The sequence below is a fragment of the Pseudoalteromonas sp. BSi20495 genome, from assembly GCF_000241185.1.
Lineage (GTDB): Bacteria > Pseudomonadota > Gammaproteobacteria > Enterobacterales > Alteromonadaceae > Pseudoalteromonas > Pseudoalteromonas fuliginea.
Map to the genome: position 1 here is coordinate 89733 of NZ_BADY01000069.1, position 21137 is coordinate 110869.

Sequence of the window (21137 nt, forward strand, 5' to 3'; positions counted from 1 at the left end):
CCTACTTAACCGTAACGGTTAGTTTTGCTACTGGGTTTAACCATCTGTGCACTGTATTGCTTAAGTCACTATTACCAGCGGTTAGATCGTCATCACCTAAGTTACCAGGATGAATATGAATATTAATATTGCTATCGGTGCTTGTTAAACCAGCACCACCGGTACCAGCATTACCACCAGGAGCAGCTGGAATACCAGGCGTACCTGGTGCACCTGAACCTTCTACTACAAGTTCATTATTTTGTTCAGTACCTGCATCGTAAGCATTTAAAAACACAGTATACGTTCCAGCTTCAGTTGGAATTTTCCAGCTATCAAGACCGACAAAACCGTCATTTGTAGGAAGTAGCATTGCGGCAACAGAAAGGTATTCGTTACCATCAGATGTCGTTAGGGTTGCCATTGCAGATACTGTTGGCGCAAGTAGACCTTCAGCCGGGTTTGCAGCCATATCACTACCTGCGGCAGTTGCTTGCGCAACTAGTTCTGCAATATTTCCGCCCTCAGCCATTGTTTGTAATGCGGTAGAGGCTTCCGTTGCTACTTCGAACAGTTTATCTTCACTGTCGTGAGCAGTTATTAATACGGGTGTAAAATGGATGCCTTGAGTTAAGTTGGTTATTTTTAAATCTAACTCTGCGGCCATAGTTGATTGGCTAGCTGCCGCTAAAAGAGTTGCAATTGTTAATGTAGAAGCTTTCATTATTATTTCCTGTAAGTGATGATTCGAGTTAAGTATTGAATAATCGTCTCCAGAAACTCTCACAAACTTATCACTTTTTTATCACAAGATTTTACGCTGTGATTTTTTGCTAATACAGCAGTTGATTTATGGACATTTGTTTAATTAAAAGGCAACATACATGAAACAAAAAGGAGAGTGTTATGGAAGAAAATCAACAGGTTGAACCAGTTAATAAAGATGACCGTACGTGGGCTATGCTATGTCATTTAAGTGCATTAGCTGGATTTATTGTGCCGTTTGGCTCAATAATTGGGCCATTAATTGTGTGGTTAATTAAAAAAGATGAAATGCCTATTGTTGACGTACATGGCAAAAAAGCACTTAACTTTCAGATAACTATGGCAATTGCCTACCTCGTTTGTTTTGTACTAATATTTGCAGTGATAGGTTTAATATTACTGCCTTTAGTGGCAATTTTTGGGTTTGTAATGGTTGTACTGGCGAGTATTAAAGCTAACGAAGGAAAAGAGTTTAATTATCCGTTTAGTTTAAATTTGATAAAATAAACACACAGTTTATTTTTATACCCATTGCATTAAATTAGTGATCTATTATAGCGATGAGAAAATAGCTCAATAACAAGGCTAAAATTATGATACATAGTTGTTCTATATAAATAATTTTTAACGTAGTTAGTGAGTTATTTAATACGCTAGAATGATCATGTTTTTAATAAAATTGGTATTATAAACCCAGCTATAGGCTGGGTTTTTACGTTTAGTTATAAGGGCATTATGCTTTATCTCACGTTATTTATTAGCGCATTTATATCTGCCACATTATTGCCCAGCTCTTCTGAGGTGATAATGGTGGGAATGATTGCCCAAGGTAAAGTTAATTTATGGCTTATGTGGTGCGTAGCAACGCTTGGAAATGTACTGGGAAGCTGCGTTAATTACTGGTTAGGCACGCAGGTACTGCGTTTTAAAGATAAAAAGTGGTTTCCTGTATCGCAAAAAGGGCTTGATAGCGCACAAAAACAATTTAATAAATATGGTGTATATAGTTTGTTATTTGCTTGGTTACCGGTTGTGGGAGATCCATTAACAGTAATTGGAGGCATATTTAAAGTACGGTTTAGTACTTTTTTGTTGCTAGTAATGCTAGGCAAAGGCGCGCGCTATTTAGCGGTTATCGCCCTTGCCGTTGGATTCGAAAAACTCATTTAGATACAAAAGTTATTTCGCCCAATCAAGTGTTAACGACACTGAGTCGGCAAAACGCAGTGCATGCGGTTTATCAACACGTGCTTTAGCGTAATGAACACTTGGGTGCGAGTGACAAACCGCAAGAATTTCAGCAACTAATTTTTCGAGCAGTAAAAAGTGCCCTTGCTCTACTAAACTAATCACTTCTTTGGTGATCACTTTATAATTTAGTGCTTGGTCTACTTCATCCGTTTTACAGGCATCATCAGCAGGGTAGTGAATCTCCAGATTGATCACTACGTCTTGCTTTTTTTCACGCTCATCGGGGTTAAAGCCAATAAATGTACGCAGTCTCAAATTAGTAACGTTAATAATTGCATTAGCCATAGGTTAACCTTTTATAAGCTGCAAAAATTCGTTACGCGTTTTAGGATCGCTTCTAAAGTTACCTAACATTACTGATGTACGCATGCTTGAATTTTGCTTTTCTACACCACGCATCATCATACACATGTGTTTTGCCTCAACAATAACGCCTACGCCCTTAGCGCCTGTCACTTCTTCAACTGCTTTAGCGATTTGATGCGTTAGCTGTTCTTGAATTTGAAAACGGCGTGAAAACATATCAACAATACGGGCAAATTTAGACAAGCCTAATACTTTACCGTTTGGAATATAAGCAATATGGCAGCGGCCAATAAAAGGCAGTAAATGATGTTCACACATAGAGTAAAGCTCTATGTCTTGCACTAACACCATGTCGTCAGCATCAGACGTAAATACCGCTTTATTAGTTATTTCATCAAGTGTTTGACGATACCCCTGCGTTAAATATTCCATTGCTTTTGCAGCACGTTTTGGCGTATCAAGTAAGCCTTCGCGGTTAGCGTCTTCGCCTACTGCGGTGATGATTTTTTGGTAACTTTCTTTTAATTCATTATGCATAAATATCTCAGTTTATTTAGCTTATTTACTTTAAATGACGACCGCCATCTACAGGTAAAGAGCGCCCTGTGATGTATTGGCTTTGTAATAGTAAATCAATGCTATTGATAATTTCTTGGCATCCGGGTTCAATGCCCATTAATGATTTTTTAAGGGTCTTAGCGCGATATTGCTCATCGTCATGTTCATTAAAAATAATGAGCGATGGAGCAACCGAGTTCACTTTTATGTTTGGCGCATATTTAGCGCTAAACGATTTAGTTAGGTTGTCGAGTGCTGCTTTACTTGCTGCGTAAGCTAAATGTTTAGGGCTGCCTGTTTCAACTACATAATCAGTGAGGTGAATTATATCGGCAGGTACTTTTTCATTTTGCTGATATTTTAAAAGCAGCTCTGCGCACATTAAATTAATTAAATACGGTGTTTTGGCATGTATACGCATCATATTATCAAACAGTGCTGCGAAGTCAGGATTGTTAGCTTCGCAGTCCCAGCTTGATGCGTTATGTACAATAGCGCGCAGCGATGATGTATGCATATTAAGCGTATTTATAAATGCACTAATACCGTCATCGGTACTAAAGTCAGCATAAATACATACAGCGCCTTGTTGCTCTAATTTATCAACAGCGCCGTGACGAGTACGATACGTAATAATAACAGCCTGCCCTTGGGCTATATAATGCTGAGCTAGCGCTAAACCAATACGTTGTCCTGCGCCGGTAATTAAAATGGGCGATGTCATATAATGCAGTGTTCTCTTTGGCGGGTAATTAATAAATATTTGCGTGTTAATTTAGTAAAATATACGCAGTCTCTTGATCTGTCGATCAAAAAAGCAATTAATCATTAATGGTATTAATTGCTTTATTTTATTTGCTAAAACATTAATCGTAAATTGTCGGAATTGGTTGGCGCTTATGTTGTGTACGCGTGTAAATACTCACAAGCTTTTGTTCAACATTATTAGACACAGGTTTACCTTCTAAAAAGTCATCAATTTGCTCATAGCTTAAACCAAGTGCTTCTTCATCTGTTAAGCCTGGGCGGTCACTTTCTAAATCAGCTGTAGGTGCTTTATCTACTAATAAAGCTGGCGCACCTAGTGCAGTTGCAAGCGCACGAACTTGGCGTTTTGATAAACCAAAAAGCGGCGCTAAATCGCATGCACCATCACCAAATTTGGTATAAAAGCCAGTAATGTTTTCAGCACTATGGTCAGTACCTACGACTAAACCTTGGCAAAAACCTGCAATTTCATACTGAGCAACCATACGTTGGCGTGCTTTAACGTTGCCTTTAATAAAATCTATCTGAGCTTGCTCAGGAAGGGCTTCGCCGCTACCAACTATAGCTGCAAGCGCTTGCTCATGCAGTGCATCGGCTGCCGGTTGTACGTTAACGGTCATACGTTTACTTGGCTGAATAAAATCAACCGCCATTTGGGCTTCGTCTTCATCGGCTTGTACGCCATAAGGCAAGCGAACAGCAATAAATTGATACTTATCAGCGTCTAGCTCTTCATTTAGCTGGTTGACTGCTAATTGGCACAAACGTCCACAAGTTGATGAGTCAACGCCACCACTTATACCGAGCACTAACGACCTTGAGTAAGCTGCCACTAAGCGTGCTTTTATAAAATTAACTCGACGGATTATTTCTGCGTTTATATCAATTGTTGGCTGAACTTTCATTTCAGCCATAATTTCGGCGCGCATGGCCAGCTCCTATAGTCTTATATAAACTTATTATGTGATTAAGCGTTTAATAATTAAAGCCCTAAATGGGCTTTAATCTGACGTAGTTCTGTTTTTAGTTGCTCAACTTCTGCGAGTAGTTCGTCTAACTCACTATTTTTAAGTGCATTAACTTTTGGCTCATGAGTATTATTTGTTAAGTTAGTTTGCTGGTCTGCGAGCTGATGTATATAGCGACTTTCTCGCTTACCAGGTTCTCGTTCTAACTTTATTACGTAATCATTTTCAATAAGCTCATTTAGTGCACTCTCTACTTCGTTTACATTATTAAACTCAGCAAGTCGAGTACTTCGAGTTCTCAGCTCTCCTGGTGTCTGTGCGCCGCGTAATAGCAGTAAACAAACAATAGCGCGCTGTTGCTGTGAAAATTGTAAATTACTAAATTCAGTATTACAAAAACGATGGTCGTATTTATTTACGCGACCAGAAAGGCCTTCGTCTATTGTAACCAAACGCAGTTCGATTAGTTCATCAAGTATATTTTGTACGTCGTTTTCAGTGAAATTTACAACAGGATCGCGATTAGACTTTTGATTACATGCATTTGTAAGGCCATTTAACGATAGCGGATAATGCTCTGGCGTCGTACTTTGCTTTTCTAGTAAGCAACCAATAACACGTTGTTGATTTGCTGATAACTGCATAAATAATCTCAAATTAGTAAGCGTATTTTATTAGCTTACACTTTTATTGGGTATCAAGCCATTGGCTAAGTTTAGGTTGTAAAGCGGCTAGATCGAGAGGTTTACTCAAATAGTCGTCCATTCCAGCGGCAAGGCATTTATCTTTATCGCCCTGCATAGCATTTGCGGTTAAGGCTATTATAGTAATATTTTTATTATACTTACCTGCATCGCCTTTTCTTATCGCTTGTGTTGCCTGATAACCGTCCATTTCTGGCATCTGGCAGTCCATTAAAATAAGCTCATAAGGCTCGCCTTGCTTTGTATTGAGCTTAACAATTGCCTCAAACCCATTTTGTGCAATATCAAAGCTCACTCCAGCCTGTTTTAATAACGCTGAGGCGACTACTTGGTTTACTTTATTATCTTCCACTAATAAAATTTGTGGTTGAGAAAAGTTAGTAGCGACCATTTTTGTGAGTTTGTTTTGCAACTGAGCTTGCTTTTGTTGTAGTTCTATAAACTGATCATTAGTGAGTGAATCAAATAAATCAGAAGGCGTTAGCGGTTTGAAAATCATACAATCAATCTTTATCGCTAGCTTTGATTCCTCTTTTGAGTAGCTCATAGGTGCCATTATTACTAATTTACAGCCTTGTATATTTATAAATCCTTTTAGAGCAGTAATGCATTCTGGCGACGCTTTTTCAAAAAAGTAGTAATCAATTAAAATGGCATCAGTATTTTGAACCTCATTATGTGAGTAATTCAATATTTGTTGATAGTCATTGATGCAATCTACACTAGCGCCCCAAACAGAGAGCTGCTTACTTGCTGTATTAGCATTTAAGCTGCATTCATCAATTATTAAAATATGCTTATCTTTAATTAAATGACTCGGTAGATCTTGCTCTTTACTGAGTCGAGGTTGTATCTTTATTGTGAAAGAAAAAGTGCTGCCTTGGCCTTTCACGCTGGTTACACTAACCTCTCCGTTCATGAGTTCACAAAGCTGTTTTACTATCGCAAGGCCTAATCCTGTACCACCAAACTGACGCGTTGTTGAGGCATCTGCCTGTGTAAAGGAGTTAAACAATGTCGCTTGTTTTTTAAAGTCGATACCAATACCAGTATCAATAATAGAGCATTGTAAAAATGAACCGTTGGTTGTGTCATTTATTTTTGCCACAATTATTACTTCACCATTTAAGGTGAATTTAACAGCGTTACCGATCAAGTTATTTAAAATTTGACGTAGCCTGTTTGGGTCGCTAATTATTTCGCTGACTGTAATTTGAGTGGCATCTAAAATAAGCTTGGTATTGTTTTGCTCTACTTTTAAGGCGAACGATTCAACCACCTCACCTAATAATTTAGGTAAGTTAAATTGTACATTGTCGATATCGAGTTTACCGGCTTCTATTTTTGAAAAGTCTAAAATGTCATTAATTATATTAAGTAATGATTGAGCAGAAGATTGGGCTAACTCTATATGGTGTTCTTGTTGTTGATCTAATTTTGTTTGCTTTATTATATTTAACATTCCGAGCACGCCGTTCATTGGGGTGCGAATTTCGTGACTCATACTCGCTAAAAACTCACTTTTTGCGGCAACTGCTTGTTCTGCTGTTTCTTTAGCCGTTACTAGCTCTTGTTCAGTTTCAATACGTTGCTGGCTAGAATGTAGGCTACCTATCAATGCGGCGACAGCGATTAAAAAACTTTCCTCATTTTTAGTCCAATTACGTTTAATTCTACATTGCTCAGCACAAATAATACCCAATACACCACTGCCTGCAGGTATAATTACACACAGCATAGATTTGATCTCTAACGGCAATGAATAATGTGTGGAGAGGGGCGCCAAGGTTGAATTTTGTAAAACATCAGAAGCATTAAATACAGCTTGATGGTCAATAGTATTAAAAAAGTCCGGGAGGTTTTTCCTAAGCCAAAGTAACTCTATTTTATCTGCTGAGTTCAATTCACTGTGCACGGCAAATGGAATTAGTTGGCTTTTGCCTTTATCAAAAAACCGTATGCTGGCGCGCTCAATTTGAAATGCTTGGCAAATAGATTGTGTAATTATGTCCTTGGATTGGCTTAGCTGGCCGTTTAAAATTAATTTATTTATAGTAAGCGAGGCTAAAATTTCGTTATGCAACGCTATAGAGCTACTTTCTAATTCAACTTTTTTTCGGGTATCTATATTCTGCAATGATCCAAAAATTCTTACACATCGTCCGTTTTTTTGCTCTGCCTCACCATGCACAAGCACCCAAATTGACTCTCCTTCTGCATTCATTACCTCCAGCTCAACTTCGTATTTTTCGCCGAGTTTTATAGCACGTTCAATCAAAGGTTTAATGGTTTCTCTGCTCGTGCCTTTTTTAAAGTAGCTCAAATCTATTGGCCACTTAGGTTGGGTATTTAATGGGTATTTGAATATTTTTTTGGTCATATCTGACCAATACACTTGCTGAGTTTCTAAATTAAATGACCATGCGCCGATTTGTGCTAAATCACTCATTGTTTCGAGCATTTTCTCGTTTTGTTGTTGGCGATTAAGCATTTTTAAAAAGAATAAAAACGCCCAAGTCAGTAATCCACAAATAATAATAATAGCCAAACGCAATGGCCAAATAGCTGAATGAGGCGGATTCCAACCGAGCTTTGGGGTAACGTATAGTTGCCAGCTTCCACCTTGGAAGTTCAAAGTGAATTCAAGAGGGTTTTGTTCAATAATATTTGAGTTCCCATAAAAAAACTCCCCCTTTTTACCTAAACCATTGCGACCTTGTATGGCAACGAGATACTCCTTTTCAAGTTCATAGATTCCAGAGTTGGTATAAATTTTTTGAATATCGAGCACAACTGATAACAAACCCCAAAATTCATTTTTAGGAGGGGTGTATACAGGGACTCTGGCTATTAATGCCTCACCTCCTTGCACTAAAGTGAGTGGCCCAGCCATGATGATCGTGTTTGTGTCGCGGGCTCTAATTGCATCTGCACGTTGATTTTTGTTATTTAAAAAATTAAGACCTATCGCTTTTTCATTTCCTTTTAAAGGATAAGTCATTTGAATAACCATATTTGGGGCGCCGCCAATATTACGCAGTTCTTTTGAGGTATTGAAAAGAGGGGCGGCAATCTGTGCAAAGCGTTCTTGCTCTAAGTTTGGCTCTACGGCTACAGCAACACCTAAGCCACGCACTAGTTGGATATTAGAAACTAAAGTCGATTCAAGCTGGGCGCGATAGGTGCTTACTTCGGAGAGGATTTGCAATCGATGGGCGTCTTTTGCTCGATTATAGTTAATACGCTCAAGTACCACACAAACCAATACAGTTAATGTAAGCGATAGCCAAAAGGTCAGCTTAAAGTTATGAACATTCGTTTTTTTATTATTAATCGATGGTGGCATTAGCTGCATGTTGGCGTTAATTAAGGCAAATTAACTATAGCTAATTTATTACGAAAATGAAAACAGCGCTAGAGCCTGTTGGTCTTTCGAGGTTAAAAAATTAATCCTGAAAGGTCAACATGCCCTTAAATACGCCGTTTATTTTTTATAATTAGTAGTTTAGCGAGTTACGAATCGCTAACTTCACGTGCCCAATGATTTTGCTTTGCTACATGTAGCTTGCGGTAACCATCAAGTAGCGCCGCATGCTTTTTAAAGCCTTCAAGCGATAAACCAGGAAAAGTTAAACCGTTAAACTGCTTTTCACCTTCGGCAATTTCTATAGCCAGGGCTACATTATTAGCACCAAACATTAAGCCTAGTGCATCTTGGTAATCGGCGTATTCGCGCTCGTCATCGTATTTAATTTCAAGAATCGCTTTTAAACAGCGGAAGTGGCGCATTGCCTCTTCGTTTACTTGGCCTGTATGAAGTATCCAGTCAACCCAATCAATGGCTTCTTCGCTGCCTGCAGCTAAACATAGATGTGCTTTAAGCTCACCAATGCGCAGTGTGTGCCATGGTGTGTCGGCATCGGTTGCAAGGCCAATAAATTCTGCGGCGCGGATAATATCGCTGTGGCCTGCTTCTTCAAGGCTGTCGTAAATGTCCATCCATTGCTCTGCATCGTACTGATCAAGCGATAAGAAGGTTTCGCGGAATTTAGCGCCTTCGTTGTTGTTGCGCCAAATGAGCTCATCAACAGGGTAAATGTCTGACATGCCCGGTACTAAAATACGACATGCGTATACGTTTAGATGCGTGTAATCCATGATGTAGATATCATGATCCATGCTGTGAATCAGGTCAGTACAGAAGTTATATTCTTGCTCTGTTGTGCCGCTAAAGTCCCAGTGTACAAATTCAAAGTCAGGTTTTACACGGAAGAAATCATGCGAAATCAAACCGCTTGAATCAATAAAGTGCAGTTCAATGTTCTCTGGTGTTGCTACTTCATCGTTATCAAATGTTGCAGGTTGGAATACATCTAGCTGATCAAGACGACGACCTTGTAGTAACTCGGTAACGGTACGTTCAAGCGCAACTTCAAATGATGGGTGAGCACCAAAAGAAGCAAATACAGAGCCATCTGTTGGGTTAATAAGCGTTACGCTCATTACAGGGTATTTGCCCCCAAGTGATGCATCGGCAATACGTAAATGAAAGCCATGGCTGCGAAGTTCTTCACACGCTTCGTGAATTTTAGGGTATTGCTTAACAACGTCTTCAGGCACGATTGGTAAACAAATGCCTTCGGCGATGATGCGGTTTTTAATCGCGCGCTCAAATACTTCTGATAAACCTTGTACGCGCGCTTCAAATTTCGTGTTACCTGCGCTCATACCGTTAGATACAAAAATATTACCAATAACGTTTACCGGGATGTATACGTCTTGGTTATCGCGTTGGCGAGTGTAGGGCAGGGTACAAATGCCACGATCAATATTGCCTGAGTTAAAATCAAAAAGGTGTGATGCGTTCAGCTCACGCTCTGGGTCAAAGTAATCCCATAAGCTCTCATCCATAATGCCTTGTGGTACTTCATCGCCTTCAACTTCAAACCATTTTTCACTTGGGTAATGAGTAAATTCGCCATTAGCAAATTCTTCACCTAGGTAAAAGTCTGCAAAAAAGTAGTTACAGCTTAAACGCTCAAAGTATTCACCAAGTGCTGAGGCAATAGAGGCTTTGTCGGTTGCGCCTTTACCATTGGTAAACATAACACCGCAGTCACTGTCTTTTATATGAACCGAATAACAGTTAGCTACAGGGTTAAGCCAAAGCGCTTCTTCAACATTAATGTTTAGGGCTTTAAGCTTGTTTTGCATGGTAGAGATTGACGATTCTAGGTCGCGGTCTTTACCTTTGATAAATGTTTTTTCAGTCATATTGATCTCAACTAGTTCTGCACGATGTGTGGAGCTGACATTATCGTGGATTTTGATGTTTATTTCACCCTTTGCGAGCAAGAACATTATTATTTAATAAAACTGTGGTTATTATATGCTCTCAACGCTTGGTGAAAATTATCAAAGGAAAGGCCGATGTTTAAATTAATCAAATGGTTACTGTTATTGACTGTTATTTTAGGGTTGGCGAGTACCGCCGTTGTTTATGGCGTACTTAGTTTAAGTTTACCGGCTCTTGACGGAAGCGGGCGTAGTAACGCGGTAGTAGAGCCTGTAAAAATTTCGCGCGATGTATTAGGGCAAGTAGTAATAAACGCCAATAGCCGAAACGACGCTGCCTATGGTTTAGGTTATGCACACGGGCAAGACCGATTTTTTCAAATGGATTTATTAAGGCGTAATGCAGCAGGCGAGCTAAGTGAATTATTTGGCGAAGCAGCGCTGGGGCTCGACAAAAAAATGCGCTTTCATCAATTGCGTAAACGCAGCCAAATTATTTTACAAACGCTGCCAGAGGCAGATAAGCAATTACTTAAACGTTACGCTCAAGGTGTAAACGAAGGTTTAGCGCAAGTAGGGTATTCAAGCTTTGAATATTTACTAACAGGTGCAGCACAAAAGCCATGGCAAAGTGAGGACAGCCTACTTGTGATATTTAGCATGTACCTAGATTTACAAAGCGCCACATTTGAGCGCGACCAAGCACTCATTCAAATTGAGCAAGCGTACACAAAGCAAATGGTTGATTTTTTAACGCAGCCGAGTAAGTACCAAGCCGCGCTTAATGGCAGTAGATTAGCGCCTTATAGCGGCGGCATACCTACTTTGCCAACTCAAACACAACACACAGTTAAAAGTATTGAAGCCAATCAAGAGCGCGGCAGTAATAACTGGGCTGTTACGGGAACGCTTACTAAAACAGGCGCTGGTATGGTGTCGGATGATATGCATTTATCGATGGCAGTGCCTGTAATTTGGTACAGAACACAGCTAAATTACATGCAAAATGGAGCGCCTACCCAAGTAACTGGTGTATCGCTGCCAGGCGCACCTGCCATTGTAGTGGGCACAAACAATAATATTGCATGGGGATTTACGAATGGCTATTTAGATACAGCCGATTGGATTGCCTTAAATGATGACAGTAAAACATGGCAAGTTGATGAGTCGATTGCATTACCCGATGGGGAGGTCGAAAACTACTCATTAATACTCAGTGAATACGGCCCTGTAAAATACATTAACGAAAAACCTTATGCATTGAGCTGGGCCGCACATCAACCTTATGCCGTTAATATGCAGTTATTAAAATTAGAGCAAGCCAAAAATGTAGATGATGCACTTGCTGTTGCTAGCGATGTGGGCATTCCGGTGCAAAATTTAATGGTGGTAGATAGCCTAGGTAGCGCAGCGTGGAAAAACATGGGCGGTATACCGGCTCGTAAAACGCCTAGCGAACTTGGTGTAAATGCCGACGACTACTCAGCGCTTTGGCAGCAAAACGAATTACAACGGCCCTTTGTTAAAAATCCACAAAGTGGGCGATTATGGACTGGTAATTCTCGCGTGGTATCGGCTGAAGATAACGCGCGTTTTGGTAATGGTGGTTATGCACTCGGTGCGCGTTCAAGTCAAATTCGCGATAGATTATTTGAAAAACAAACATTTGCTGAGAGCGACTTTTACGCATTACAACTTGATAATCAAGCTCGCTTTTTAATGCCTTGGCATGCTCTGCTATTAAAGCAATTAAAAACCGATACAACTAAAAATCAGCAATATATAACAGCACTCGAAAATTGGCAGCAATGTGCATGTTCAAACTCCATAGGGTATACCTTAGTTAAGCGCTACCGCGATGAAGTGATTAATATTTTATTTAGTAATATGGAAGACGAATTAAATAAACAACAAGGCACACTTAAATACGTAAAACGAGATTTAGAGCCCGCAGTTTGGCAGCTTATTAACAACAAACCCAACACATGGATAAACCCACAATTTAAGAGCTGGGATGCACAATTACACGGTGCATTTAGCCAAACTATCACTAAGCTTACAGAACAATTTGGCAATAACGTACAAAGCTGGCAGTGGGGCAAGGTAAATGAGTTAGTGATAGAGCATCCATTTGCAAAGCAAATGCCGTTACTTGCTAAGTTATTAAATATGCCTACAGCTACGGGTTTTGGTGATAGTTACATGCCTGCTGTACAAGGGCGTAGTTTTGGCGCATCGCAACGCTTTATTGCTCAACCTGGGCATTTAGAGCATGCAATTATGGCTATTCCTGGTGGGCAATCGGGGCATCCATTATCTGAATTTTATAGAGCGGGTTTTAGTGATTACGTTGAGGGCAAGCATACATCTTTATTGCCGCAAGAATTAATACATCAAATAGTAATAAAGCCTACGCAATGAACTAAAGTATAGCTAAACACGTTCTATATTAATTAATTCATACAACAGAGAACTAGAATGAAAAAAATACTACCCGCATTAATAACAGGTTTATTACTAAGCACATCAGCGCAAGCCGATGAGGGTCCAGTAACAGCACAAAAATTAAGTGACCATGTATACGTATTATTTGGGCAAGGCGGTAATATTGCAGCAAGTGTAGGTGATGACGGCATTTATATTATTGATGATCAGTTTGCCAAACTCTCAGATGATATTAAAAAAACGATTAGCGATTTAAAACCAGGTAGCGCAGAGTTTGTTATTAATACGCACCATCATGGCGATCATACCGGTGGCAACGAGAACTTTGCTAAAGCGGGCGCGCACGTTATAGCGCACGACAACGTACATAAACGCTTAAAAGAAAAGCATGGAGAAGGGTCCGATTTTTTACCCCGCATTAGCTTTGGTCACGATTTAAAACTGCATTTTAATAACGAACACGCGCATGTAGTGCATTACGAACATGCACACACCGATGGCGACTCAGTTATCTTTTTCAGTAACGACAACATAGTGCACATGGGCGACATTTACTTTAATTTTGGCAGCTTACCGTTTGTTGATGTAGATAGCGGCGGCAGCGTTGATGGTATTTTAGCGGCAGTAGACGATGTAGTTAAACAAATCGACGACAACACTAAAGTAATACCAGGACACGGTAAGGTAAGTGACCGTTCAGGACTGATAGCGTATGGTAAGCTAGTTCAAAACGCGAAAGACGTAATGCTAAAAGCAATGCAAAATAATGCAAGCTTAGAGCAAGTACTTAAAGCCGATCCATTGGCTGAGCTGAATCTTGAATACGCAGGCTGGTTACCAAAAGAGAAAGTAACCACACTTTTTTATCGCAGTTTAAAGTAGTACATCTAAAGTAAAAAACATGATACAAAGCTGAGTGTATTCTTGATTTAATCGAGCGTGCATTCGGCTTTTATTTTCTTATGCCTAAAGGAGTTGTGTATGTCGGCAGAAAAAACCCATCTTGAAATTTGTAACTTAACCAGAGAGCAATATCCGCAAATTAAGACCTTGATGGATCAAGCGTATCCCGACTTAGGTGGTGCGTGGCCAAGTCATACCATTTTTAGGTTAATAGACCAATTTCCTGAAGGGCAAATAGGTATTGTAGATGACGGCGTGCTGGTGGGCTTAGCGCTGAGCGTACAAGTTGATTACACACGTTTTTCAAACCCGCATACCTACGAAGACATTGCAGATGGTCACGACCGTGTATTTAGCGATACCGACGGCGATGCACTATATGGCTTAGATGTTGCCATTAGCGAAACTCACAGAGGCATGCGTTTAGGTCGTCGCCTTTATGATGCCCGTAAAGAACTGTGCCGCCAATATAACCTACGCGCTATTTTAGCGGGTGGTCGTATTCCACGTTATTACAATCACAGCAGTGAAATGACGCCAATGGAATACATTGCAAAAGTAGATCAGAGAGAGCTATACGATCCTATTTTAAGCTTTCAGCTATCTAACGATTTTCAGGTAAAGCGTTTACTTAAAAAGTATTTACCAGAGGATCAAGAGTCAGTTGGTTACGCCACTTTACTTGAGTGGAATAACATTATGTATGAACCAACCGACACGGTACTTGAGTCAACTAAATCAATTGTGCGTGTAGGTGCCGTGCAATGGCAAATGCGTTGTGTTGAATCGGTTGAAGAAATGCTAAAGCAGGTTGAATACTTTGTAGATACCGTATCTGACTACAAAAGTGATTTTATACTCTTCCCTGAGTTTTTTAATGCGCCATTAATGGGCTTAGGAAATCAAAGCAACCAAACTGAAGCAATTCGTTATTTAGCTGAATACACCGAAACGTTTAAAAACGCGATGTCGCGTATGGCAATAGAATACAACGCCAATATTATTACCGGCTCTATGCCACTTGCCGAAGATGATAAAATTTATAATGTGAGCTATTTATGCCACCGCAGCGGTAAAATAGACGAGCAACGTAAAATACATATTACCCCGCATGAGCAAAACGATTGGGTTATTCAAGGCGGCGATAAAATTGCCGTGTTTGATACCGATGCCGGTCGTGTAGGTATTCAAATTTGTTATGACGTAGAGTTTCCTGAGCTTTCACGCATATTGGCCAAACAAGGTTTAGATATTTTGTTTGTGCCATTTTGGACCGATACCAAAAATAGTTATTTACGTGTGCGCCATTGTGCACAAGCGCGTGCAATAGAAAACGAATGTTATGTTGTTATTGCAGGCTCGGTAGGTAACTTACCACAAGTAGAAAGCCTTGATGTGCAGTATTCGCAATCAGCTGTATTAACGCCATCGGACTTTTCGTTCCCGCACGATGCAACACTTAACGAAGCCACGCCAAACACCGAAATGCTATTATTTAGCGATCTTGATATGGATAAACTTAAAATTCTTCACAGCGAAGGCACTGTGCGTAACTTAAAAGATCGCCGCGAAGATTTATATGAAGTTATTTTGAAAAAGAGAGACGTTTAATGGCGTGGGTGTACTTAATTATTGCTGGGTTACTTGAAATTGGCTGGCCGATAGGTTTAAAAATATCGCAAAACCCAGAAACCCGGTGGCAAGGCATCGCAATAGCTATTACATTTATGGTCGCTAGTGGCTTTATGTTGTGGCTTGCCCAAAAGCAAATATCAATGGGCACATCATACGCCGTATGGACAGGTATTGGCGCTGCCGGTACGTTTTTAGTCGGCATATTGTTTTATAACGATGCCGCAACGTTTGGTCGTATTGCGGGAGTATTAATGATTATTAGTGGTGTGATAACACTAAAAATCAGCTCTTAGAATCAGTTCTTAAAGCTATAAAAAATTATAACAGCGCAGGTATAAAAGCCTGCGCTTTTTTATGCCCTTAATTCGGCAACATAACCAAAACAGCGGCAATGGCTATGAGTATTAAGCCTGCAGTATCTTGTTTTTTAAGTGGCTGCTTTAACCAAAGTACGGCAATTAACATAGTAAAAAATACTTCAACCTGTCCAAGTGTTTTAACGTAAGCAACATGTTGTAAGCTCATTGCACTAAACCAGCCAATAGAGCCGATACAACTAAAAACACTAATTGCGGCTGTAGTACCTTTGTATTGCCACAGTTTACTAAGTGTTTGCGGCTCTTTTAATAATAAATAGCCCAGTAGTATTAGTGTTTGTAGGCTAATTACAAACAGCAAAACCCAAGCTGCTGAGTGAGGAAATAGTAATCCTGAGTTTAAACTCGCTTCTCGTACCCACAGGGATGTAAGTGCAAAGCAAGTACCACAAGAAAGTCCTAGTAATGCCGTTTTAGCATTAAAGTGTTTAACGCTTGTTATGCCGCTGAGTAGCAATACGGCAACAGCGCCAAAAAACACACCAAGCCAACCGAGTAAAGAAAGTGCCGAGCCAAAAAATAATACACCTAAAATGGCAGCTACTAACGCCTCGCTTTTGGCAAGCCCAGCACCTACGGCGTAATTATTCATTTTAAATAACTTAACCATTAAACCAGTGGCAAGCATTTGCATCACACTTGCGCCTACAATAAATGCCCAAAAGGCATTATTAAACGTAGGCATGGCGGTATCTTGATATTGATACAAACCATATAAATACACGCCAGCAATAGGGCCTGCGATAATAAAGCGGGAGAGGGTTACGCCAGCCACACTCACATCGTTACTTAATTTACTTTGCAGGGCATTACGCCATGCTTGCATGAAGGCGGCTAAAAAAGTGAAAAATATCCAGGTCATGGTCGTCATCGTTAAAATGTAAGGCAGTAAAGTTAACAAGCTTTGTGATGTAAAGCGATGCATTAACCGTGATGTTGAATATTCATCATCTGCGACATTATGTCGCACAAGATTGAAGATAAATTTAGTTATAGTAAGCCTGATGTTATTGCTAGCCGCTAGAGTTTGCCATAAAACGCATCTGGCGGCTTTTTTACATTGGTTGTGTTATTTTATCTAATTAACAATAACTCAGAATACCACTATGACTATTTTAATTGTTTGTGCTTTATTGGCTGTATTAATGCCATACATTGCTAGAATCCCTGCCGTAATTGAGTTAAATAAACTCGGCGGATACGATAATAAACATCCTCGACAACAACAAACTCAATTAACCGGTTTGGGAGCACGTGCTTTGGCAGCTCATCAAAATTGCTTTGAGTCGCTAGCTGTTTTTGCGGTCGCGCTTGCGATAGTTTTAGGTACTAACAATGCAAATGCAGTGACTGAAACCCTTGCCATGACACATATTATTGCACGTGTTTTATTTTGTGTTTTTTATTACTTAAATCTTGATATTATTCGCTCAATTATGTGGTTTATTGGTTTGGGGTCAGCCATTGCCATGATTGTGGTGAGCTTATAGCTTTATAGCGTAAAACCACAAAGCAAGCAGCCTAAAAGGGCGCTTGCTTTGTAGTCTTGAAAAATCTAATAAAGTTAGTGCGATACTTTAATTCGCTCTATTAAATCGGTATTAGCAACTTCATTGTTTATTGCAAAATCGAGCTGTACAAGTACGTTTTGATAACCCATTGATGAGGGTTTATATTGCCACTGTCTTAGCGCCTTTTTAGCTTCACGGTCAAATATGGCTTCAGGCTTTGCACTAACAACAGAAACATTAGCGGTTTCACCATTGGGAGTTATATCGTACTTTAATACCACTGAGCCACTGATGCCTTGTTGAGCTGCTTGTTTCGGATAAAGGGGTTCAATACGCATTGTCGGTGAAATGTGATCCTCTTTAGTCATTGCCTCTGGTTGCTTTGCAATCGCCAATCCACTTAGCATACTTGCTGCAACAAGTAATAAGCCACCTTTAGCAAACTTTGAATGTTTTCCGCTGTGTTTTATATTAGTAAGTCGTTGTAACATGGTTTTTTTATCTCCGTAGTGTGAATAAGCCATAAGTCCTGTGGGCGCATTTGCCGCACAGCTTATTAAGGCTTTGCTGTATAAAATGTGTTGTTGTGTGGTTTTATTGGCAAGTACCCGTTCATCACAAGTCAGCTCTTGTAGTCGGCGCATGCTTGCGTAACAAGCCCAAGCTAGTGGGTTAAACCAAAGTAAAATAGTAGGCAGTAATATAAGTGCGTTTGTTAGGTTGTCTTTGCGTTTAATGTGTACGTTTTCGTGCTCTAAAATAAGCGCTAATGTGGCTTTATCAAACTGGGTATTGTGGTTACTCGGTAACACTAGCTTGCTGTTTAAAATCCCGATCACCATTGGCGTGGCCACATATTGGCTGGTATAGGCATTAACACCAGCGGTAAGAGTGCCTTCAAATTGGGTTAACTCAGTTAACTGCAGGCTTTTAACAAAACGGGTATGTGTAATAAAACTAGCTATTAATAACCCTGCGGTAATAAGTAGATACATGAGCGCCCAGCTAATACCTACCTCGTTTGTAAAAGGTTGGTTGGGGGTGATTAAGTAGTGACTAATATTACTGTTTTGCAGTGGTTTAATTGCGTTTGGTAAATTAGCAATCACCAATGCTGCAGGTAATAGCCATGCTAATTTATATACAAATCGCGAGCCAAGGGCTTTTAAACCAAATCGCTCGAGTAAAATAAATCCACAAAACAAAATACTTAATAGTAGTTGCTGCTCAATCAACCAATTAAACCCAGTTTGAATAACCATGTTAATCCCTTACTTTTGGTTTTTTTCCCAGTCATCTATAACTTTTTTAAGCTCGTTTATATCTTGCTGAGAAAGCTGCTCCGATTTAGCAAAGCCACTCACAAGTGGCGCAATACGCCCACTAAAAAATCGCTCAACAAAGTTTTGGCTTTCTTTTAGGGTGTAGTCGGCGCGCTCCATACAGGGAGTATAAATATACTGGCGACCTTCTTTTTCAAATGTAAGTGCGCCTTTTTTTACTAGTCGACCTAGCAGGGTTTTAATGGTTTTTTCGTGCCATTGCTTATCGTCGCTTAAGCGCTCAATTATTTGGCTCGCGGTAGCGGGGTAGTTAATCCAAAGTGCGTCGAGCACGTCAAACTCTGCTTTTGATAATTCAATCATGCTATTGCCTACAAATGTAATCTTTAATTTAAGACTACACCTGTAATCTATTTTTGCAAGTTTATTTTTAACTTTTTGAGATGTAGTTAAGTGACTTGGTATTAGATTTTTGAAATGTCGGTTTTATTAATTTGTATATATTGGTTTTCAGGTAGGTTTAGTTTTGAAAGGGTGAGGTCACTAAATTGCGATCTATATAAATCAATAACTTTGTATCCGCAGTAATGCGCCATTTTACGTATTTGCCTGTTTAGCCCTTGTTTTAAAACAATACTAAACTGATTACTGGCTATTTTATTTACTTCACAAGGCAGGGTTATGTGTTTATCAACGGGTACGCCTGCTGCCATTTTGTCACAAAAAGCATCGTCTAAAGGCTTATTTACGGTGACTAAATAATGTTTAGGCTGGTGGAAATCAGGATGTATTAGTTGGTTACAAAAACCCCCATCGTTGGTCAAAATAAGCAAACCACGAGAGTCTTTATCAAGGCGACCAATAGGGTAAACACGGGTAAGTGTAGGCAAATGGTGAATAAGGCTGACAGGGTCATCAATATTTAATTTGCAGTCAATGCCTACCGGCTTGTGATACGCAAAATAAACTAAATCGGCCGCGCCTTTAATTTCTTTTTCGTTCACTATTATTGTGTCTTGCTCATCAACGTGATCAATATGATTCGCTGGGCGATTATTTACAGTCACAACACCTTCATCAATTAACCGCGATGCTTGTTTACGAGAGCAAATACCTGCATGGGCAATATATTTAGCGAGTCGGATTTTTGTGATCATAACGTGTGACGCCAGCGGCTAATAAAAATTTGATCGCGATTATAGCAAAGCTGCGTATCTATGAGGTTACTTTTAAAAAAGGTGGTTGTTATGGGTATGAAATTCTCAGAATTAAAAAAACATGAGCCATTACAAAAGGTGGTTGCGCATTCTCTTGAAATGGCATTATACCAAGTCTCTGTAATTATAAATAATGTCGAATACTATGTGACAGAGGAAAATGGTGAGTTTATAAAAGCACTAAGCCCACTGCATATTCAAAAGCGTTTTGAAAAAATAGCCTATGCACAAATGATGCTACGCCATACAAGTGCTTACGATGAAATGTGCGGTCAACCCGAAAAAACAGCCAGTAATATGCTTGAAGTCCCATTTGGAAAAAATAATCTGTTTTGATTGAGCTAGTTTGCTAGTATCAGCTCTTTAAGGGCGGCACATGTATCAATTAACAGCAGATAATACTGATGCGTTAAACGTAGCGCTTCGCGCGCAAATGGTTGAATTTAACGCCCAGCATTTTGATGCGCAAAGGCTGCCACTAGGCTATAAATTTACTGATGAGCAAGGCGAGCTTGTTGCCGGTATTAGTGGGTGTGTGTTTGGTAATTGGCTAATGATTAACTGGCTTTGGTGTAGCGATATTGCGCGAGGTAAAGGGCTTGCAGATAAACTGCTAACGGCACTTGAACAAGCTGCTATTGAGCTAGGTGCTACAACTGCTCAGCTTGATACACTTGATTTTCAAGCAAAACCCTTTTATGAAAAGCGCGGGTATAGTGTTAAGTATCAACTTAATAATTACCCACGCTCAGGTACGCGTTACTTTATGGAAAAGCCACTTTAATTTTTGTTGGCTATTTTTCTTTTAGTGGCTTGCCTTCAAAGGTAATACCTAAAAAAGGTGTTGCCTCTGGTGCTAACATAAACGTGCGAATGTTCATGTGATCATCCCCTTTAGGGTTTTGCAGCACGTCTTCTCGGTAAAACTTACCAAAACAATCCAACGTATTTTGTTTACTTAAATCGTTTAATTTAGCAAACGCAAAAATTTTACACGAGCCGTTGTTCTCACTCGCAGCGCTAAGTAATCCATGGTTATTAAAGCCACATGCAGTAAAGTCGTAATTTGCTTCTATCACCGCCATTGTATCGGTAAATTGAATACTTTTTGGGTTTTCAGCAAGTGCTTTTAAATAGTTATTTAGTGTCATGTGTTACCTTTGGATTTTTAA

22 protein-coding genes are annotated in these 21137 nt (G+C 39.7%); 9 read left to right on the forward strand and 13 right to left on the reverse strand.

Translation table 11 applies throughout. The annotated features are described in order from the left end of the window. Position 1 precedes the first annotated feature (1 nt). Positions 2–703, reverse strand: coding sequence for a spondin domain-containing protein (locus P20495_RS10755; RefSeq protein ID WP_007377306.1), 702 nt, complete (start codon positions 701–703; stop codon positions 2–4). 182 nt (positions 704–885) lie between these two features. Between P20495_RS10755 and P20495_RS10750 the strand changes: the two genes are divergently transcribed. Both P20495_RS10750 and P20495_RS10745 read left to right on the forward strand, forming a co-directional pair. Continuing rightward, complete coding sequence (locus P20495_RS10750) at positions 886–1251, forward strand: DUF4870 domain-containing protein (protein WP_008136117.1); 366 nt, start codon at positions 886–888, stop codon at positions 1249–1251. Positions 1252–1479: 228 nt separating this feature from the next. Then, a complete protein-coding gene (locus P20495_RS10745; protein WP_033015687.1) occupies positions 1480–1914 on the forward strand; it encodes a YqaA family protein in 435 nt (144 codons plus the stop codon). Positions 1915–1923: 9 nt separating this feature from the next. Here the strand turns inward: P20495_RS10745 and folX are convergent, their stop codons facing one another. The 7 genes from folX to ycaO form a co-directional block, all read right to left on the reverse strand. Next, positions 1924–2280, reverse strand: coding sequence for a dihydroneopterin triphosphate 2'-epimerase (gene folX / locus P20495_RS10740; RefSeq protein ID WP_007377309.1), 357 nt, complete (start codon positions 2278–2280; stop codon positions 1924–1926). Between the two features lie 3 nt (positions 2281–2283). Continuing rightward, positions 2284–2838 (reverse strand): GTP cyclohydrolase I FolE, encoded by a 555-nt coding sequence (gene folE, locus P20495_RS10735; RefSeq protein ID WP_007377310.1) that lies wholly within the window; start codon positions 2836–2838, stop codon positions 2284–2286. A 25-nt stretch (positions 2839–2863) separates the two neighbouring features. After that, positions 2864–3583 carry a dihydromonapterin reductase gene (folM, locus tag P20495_RS10730; RefSeq protein ID WP_008136123.1) on the reverse strand — a complete coding sequence of 240 codons (720 nt, stop codon included), beginning with the start codon at positions 3581–3583 and terminating at the stop codon, positions 2864–2866. Positions 3584–3725: 142 nt separating this feature from the next. Continuing rightward, positions 3726–4556 carry an ammonia-dependent NAD(+) synthetase gene (nadE, locus tag P20495_RS10725; protein WP_008136125.1) on the reverse strand — a complete coding sequence of 277 codons (831 nt, stop codon included), beginning with the start codon at positions 4554–4556 and terminating at the stop codon, positions 3726–3728. 53 nt (positions 4557–4609) lie between these two features. After that, positions 4610–5239, reverse strand: a complete 630-nt coding sequence (locus P20495_RS10720) for a YceH family protein (RefSeq protein ID WP_007377313.1) — start codon at positions 5237–5239, stop codon at positions 4610–4612. Between the two features lie 43 nt (positions 5240–5282). Next, positions 5283–8645, reverse strand: a complete 3363-nt coding sequence (locus tag P20495_RS10715) for an ATP-binding protein (RefSeq protein ID WP_008136126.1) — start codon at positions 8643–8645, stop codon at positions 5283–5285. A 167-nt stretch (positions 8646–8812) separates the two neighbouring features. Beyond that, positions 8813–10573, reverse strand: a complete 1761-nt coding sequence (ycaO, locus tag P20495_RS10710) for a 30S ribosomal protein S12 methylthiotransferase accessory factor YcaO (protein ID WP_008136128.1) — start codon at positions 10571–10573, stop codon at positions 8813–8815. A gap of 156 nt (positions 10574–10729) precedes the next feature. Here ycaO and P20495_RS10705 point away from each other — a divergent pair, with 156 nt between their 5' ends. From P20495_RS10705 to P20495_RS10690, 4 genes are all read left to right on the forward strand, one after another. After that, positions 10730–13015, forward strand: coding sequence for a penicillin acylase family protein (locus P20495_RS10705; RefSeq protein WP_008136130.1), 2286 nt, complete (start codon positions 10730–10732; stop codon positions 13013–13015). Positions 13016–13072: 57 nt separating this feature from the next. After that, on the forward strand, positions 13073–13921 hold the full coding sequence (locus P20495_RS10700; protein WP_008136133.1) for an MBL fold metallo-hydrolase: 849 nt from the start codon (positions 13073–13075) through the stop codon (positions 13919–13921). 99 nt (positions 13922–14020) lie between these two features. Further along, complete coding sequence (locus tag P20495_RS10695) at positions 14021–15553, forward strand: bifunctional GNAT family N-acetyltransferase/carbon-nitrogen hydrolase family protein (RefSeq protein ID WP_008136135.1); 1533 nt, start codon at positions 14021–14023, stop codon at positions 15551–15553. Next, a complete protein-coding gene (locus tag P20495_RS10690; protein ID WP_008136137.1) occupies positions 15553–15870 on the forward strand; it encodes a multidrug efflux SMR transporter in 318 nt (105 codons plus the stop codon). Before P20495_RS10695 ends, P20495_RS10690 begins: the two co-directional genes overlap by 1 nt. A 67-nt stretch (positions 15871–15937) precedes the next feature. Here P20495_RS10690 and P20495_RS10685 read toward each other — a convergent pair whose 3' ends face one another. Next, positions 15938–16816 (reverse strand): EamA family transporter, encoded by an 879-nt coding sequence (locus P20495_RS10685; protein WP_374700023.1) that lies wholly within the window; start codon positions 16814–16816, stop codon positions 15938–15940. 244 nt (positions 16817–17060) lie between these two features. Here P20495_RS10685 and P20495_RS10680 point away from each other — a divergent pair, with 244 nt between their 5' ends. Next, positions 17061–17444: an MAPEG family protein gene (locus P20495_RS10680; protein ID WP_008136139.1), complete on the forward strand. Its 384-nt coding sequence runs from the start codon at positions 17061–17063 to the stop codon at positions 17442–17444. A 74-nt stretch (positions 17445–17518) separates the two neighbouring features. Here the strand turns inward: P20495_RS10680 and P20495_RS10675 are convergent, their stop codons facing one another. The 3 genes from P20495_RS10675 to P20495_RS10665 all read right to left on the reverse strand — a co-directional run bounded on the left by P20495_RS10675 (position 17519) and on the right by P20495_RS10665 (position 19905). Continuing rightward, entirely contained in the window at positions 17519–18727 is a 1209-nt protein-coding gene (locus P20495_RS10675) for a M56 family metallopeptidase (RefSeq protein ID WP_008136141.1), read from the reverse strand. A gap of 9 nt (positions 18728–18736) precedes the next feature. Next, complete coding sequence (locus P20495_RS10670; protein WP_008136143.1) at positions 18737–19111, reverse strand: BlaI/MecI/CopY family transcriptional regulator; 375 nt, start codon at positions 19109–19111, stop codon at positions 18737–18739. A gap of 101 nt (positions 19112–19212) precedes the next feature. Beyond that, positions 19213–19905 carry a pseudouridine synthase gene (locus tag P20495_RS10665; RefSeq protein ID WP_008136144.1) on the reverse strand — a complete coding sequence of 231 codons (693 nt, stop codon included), beginning with the start codon at positions 19903–19905 and terminating at the stop codon, positions 19213–19215. A gap of 90 nt (positions 19906–19995) precedes the next feature. On the opposite strand from P20495_RS10665, the gene P20495_RS10660 reads away from it, so the two are divergent. Then, positions 19996–20301, forward strand: coding sequence for a DUF6482 family protein (locus P20495_RS10660; protein WP_007377325.1), 306 nt, complete (start codon positions 19996–19998; stop codon positions 20299–20301). A 40-nt stretch (positions 20302–20341) separates the two neighbouring features. After that, the gene (locus P20495_RS10655) at positions 20342–20749 is read left to right on the forward strand and encodes a GNAT family N-acetyltransferase (RefSeq protein ID WP_008136147.1); all 408 of its coding nucleotides are present in this window, start codon (positions 20342–20344) and stop codon (positions 20747–20749) included. Between the two features lie 10 nt (positions 20750–20759). On the opposite strand, the gene P20495_RS10650 is transcribed toward P20495_RS10655, so the two are convergent. Next, positions 20760–21116: a HopJ type III effector protein gene (locus tag P20495_RS10650; RefSeq protein ID WP_008136149.1), complete on the reverse strand. Its 357-nt coding sequence runs from the start codon at positions 21114–21116 to the stop codon at positions 20760–20762. Positions 21117–21137 lie beyond the last annotated feature (21 nt).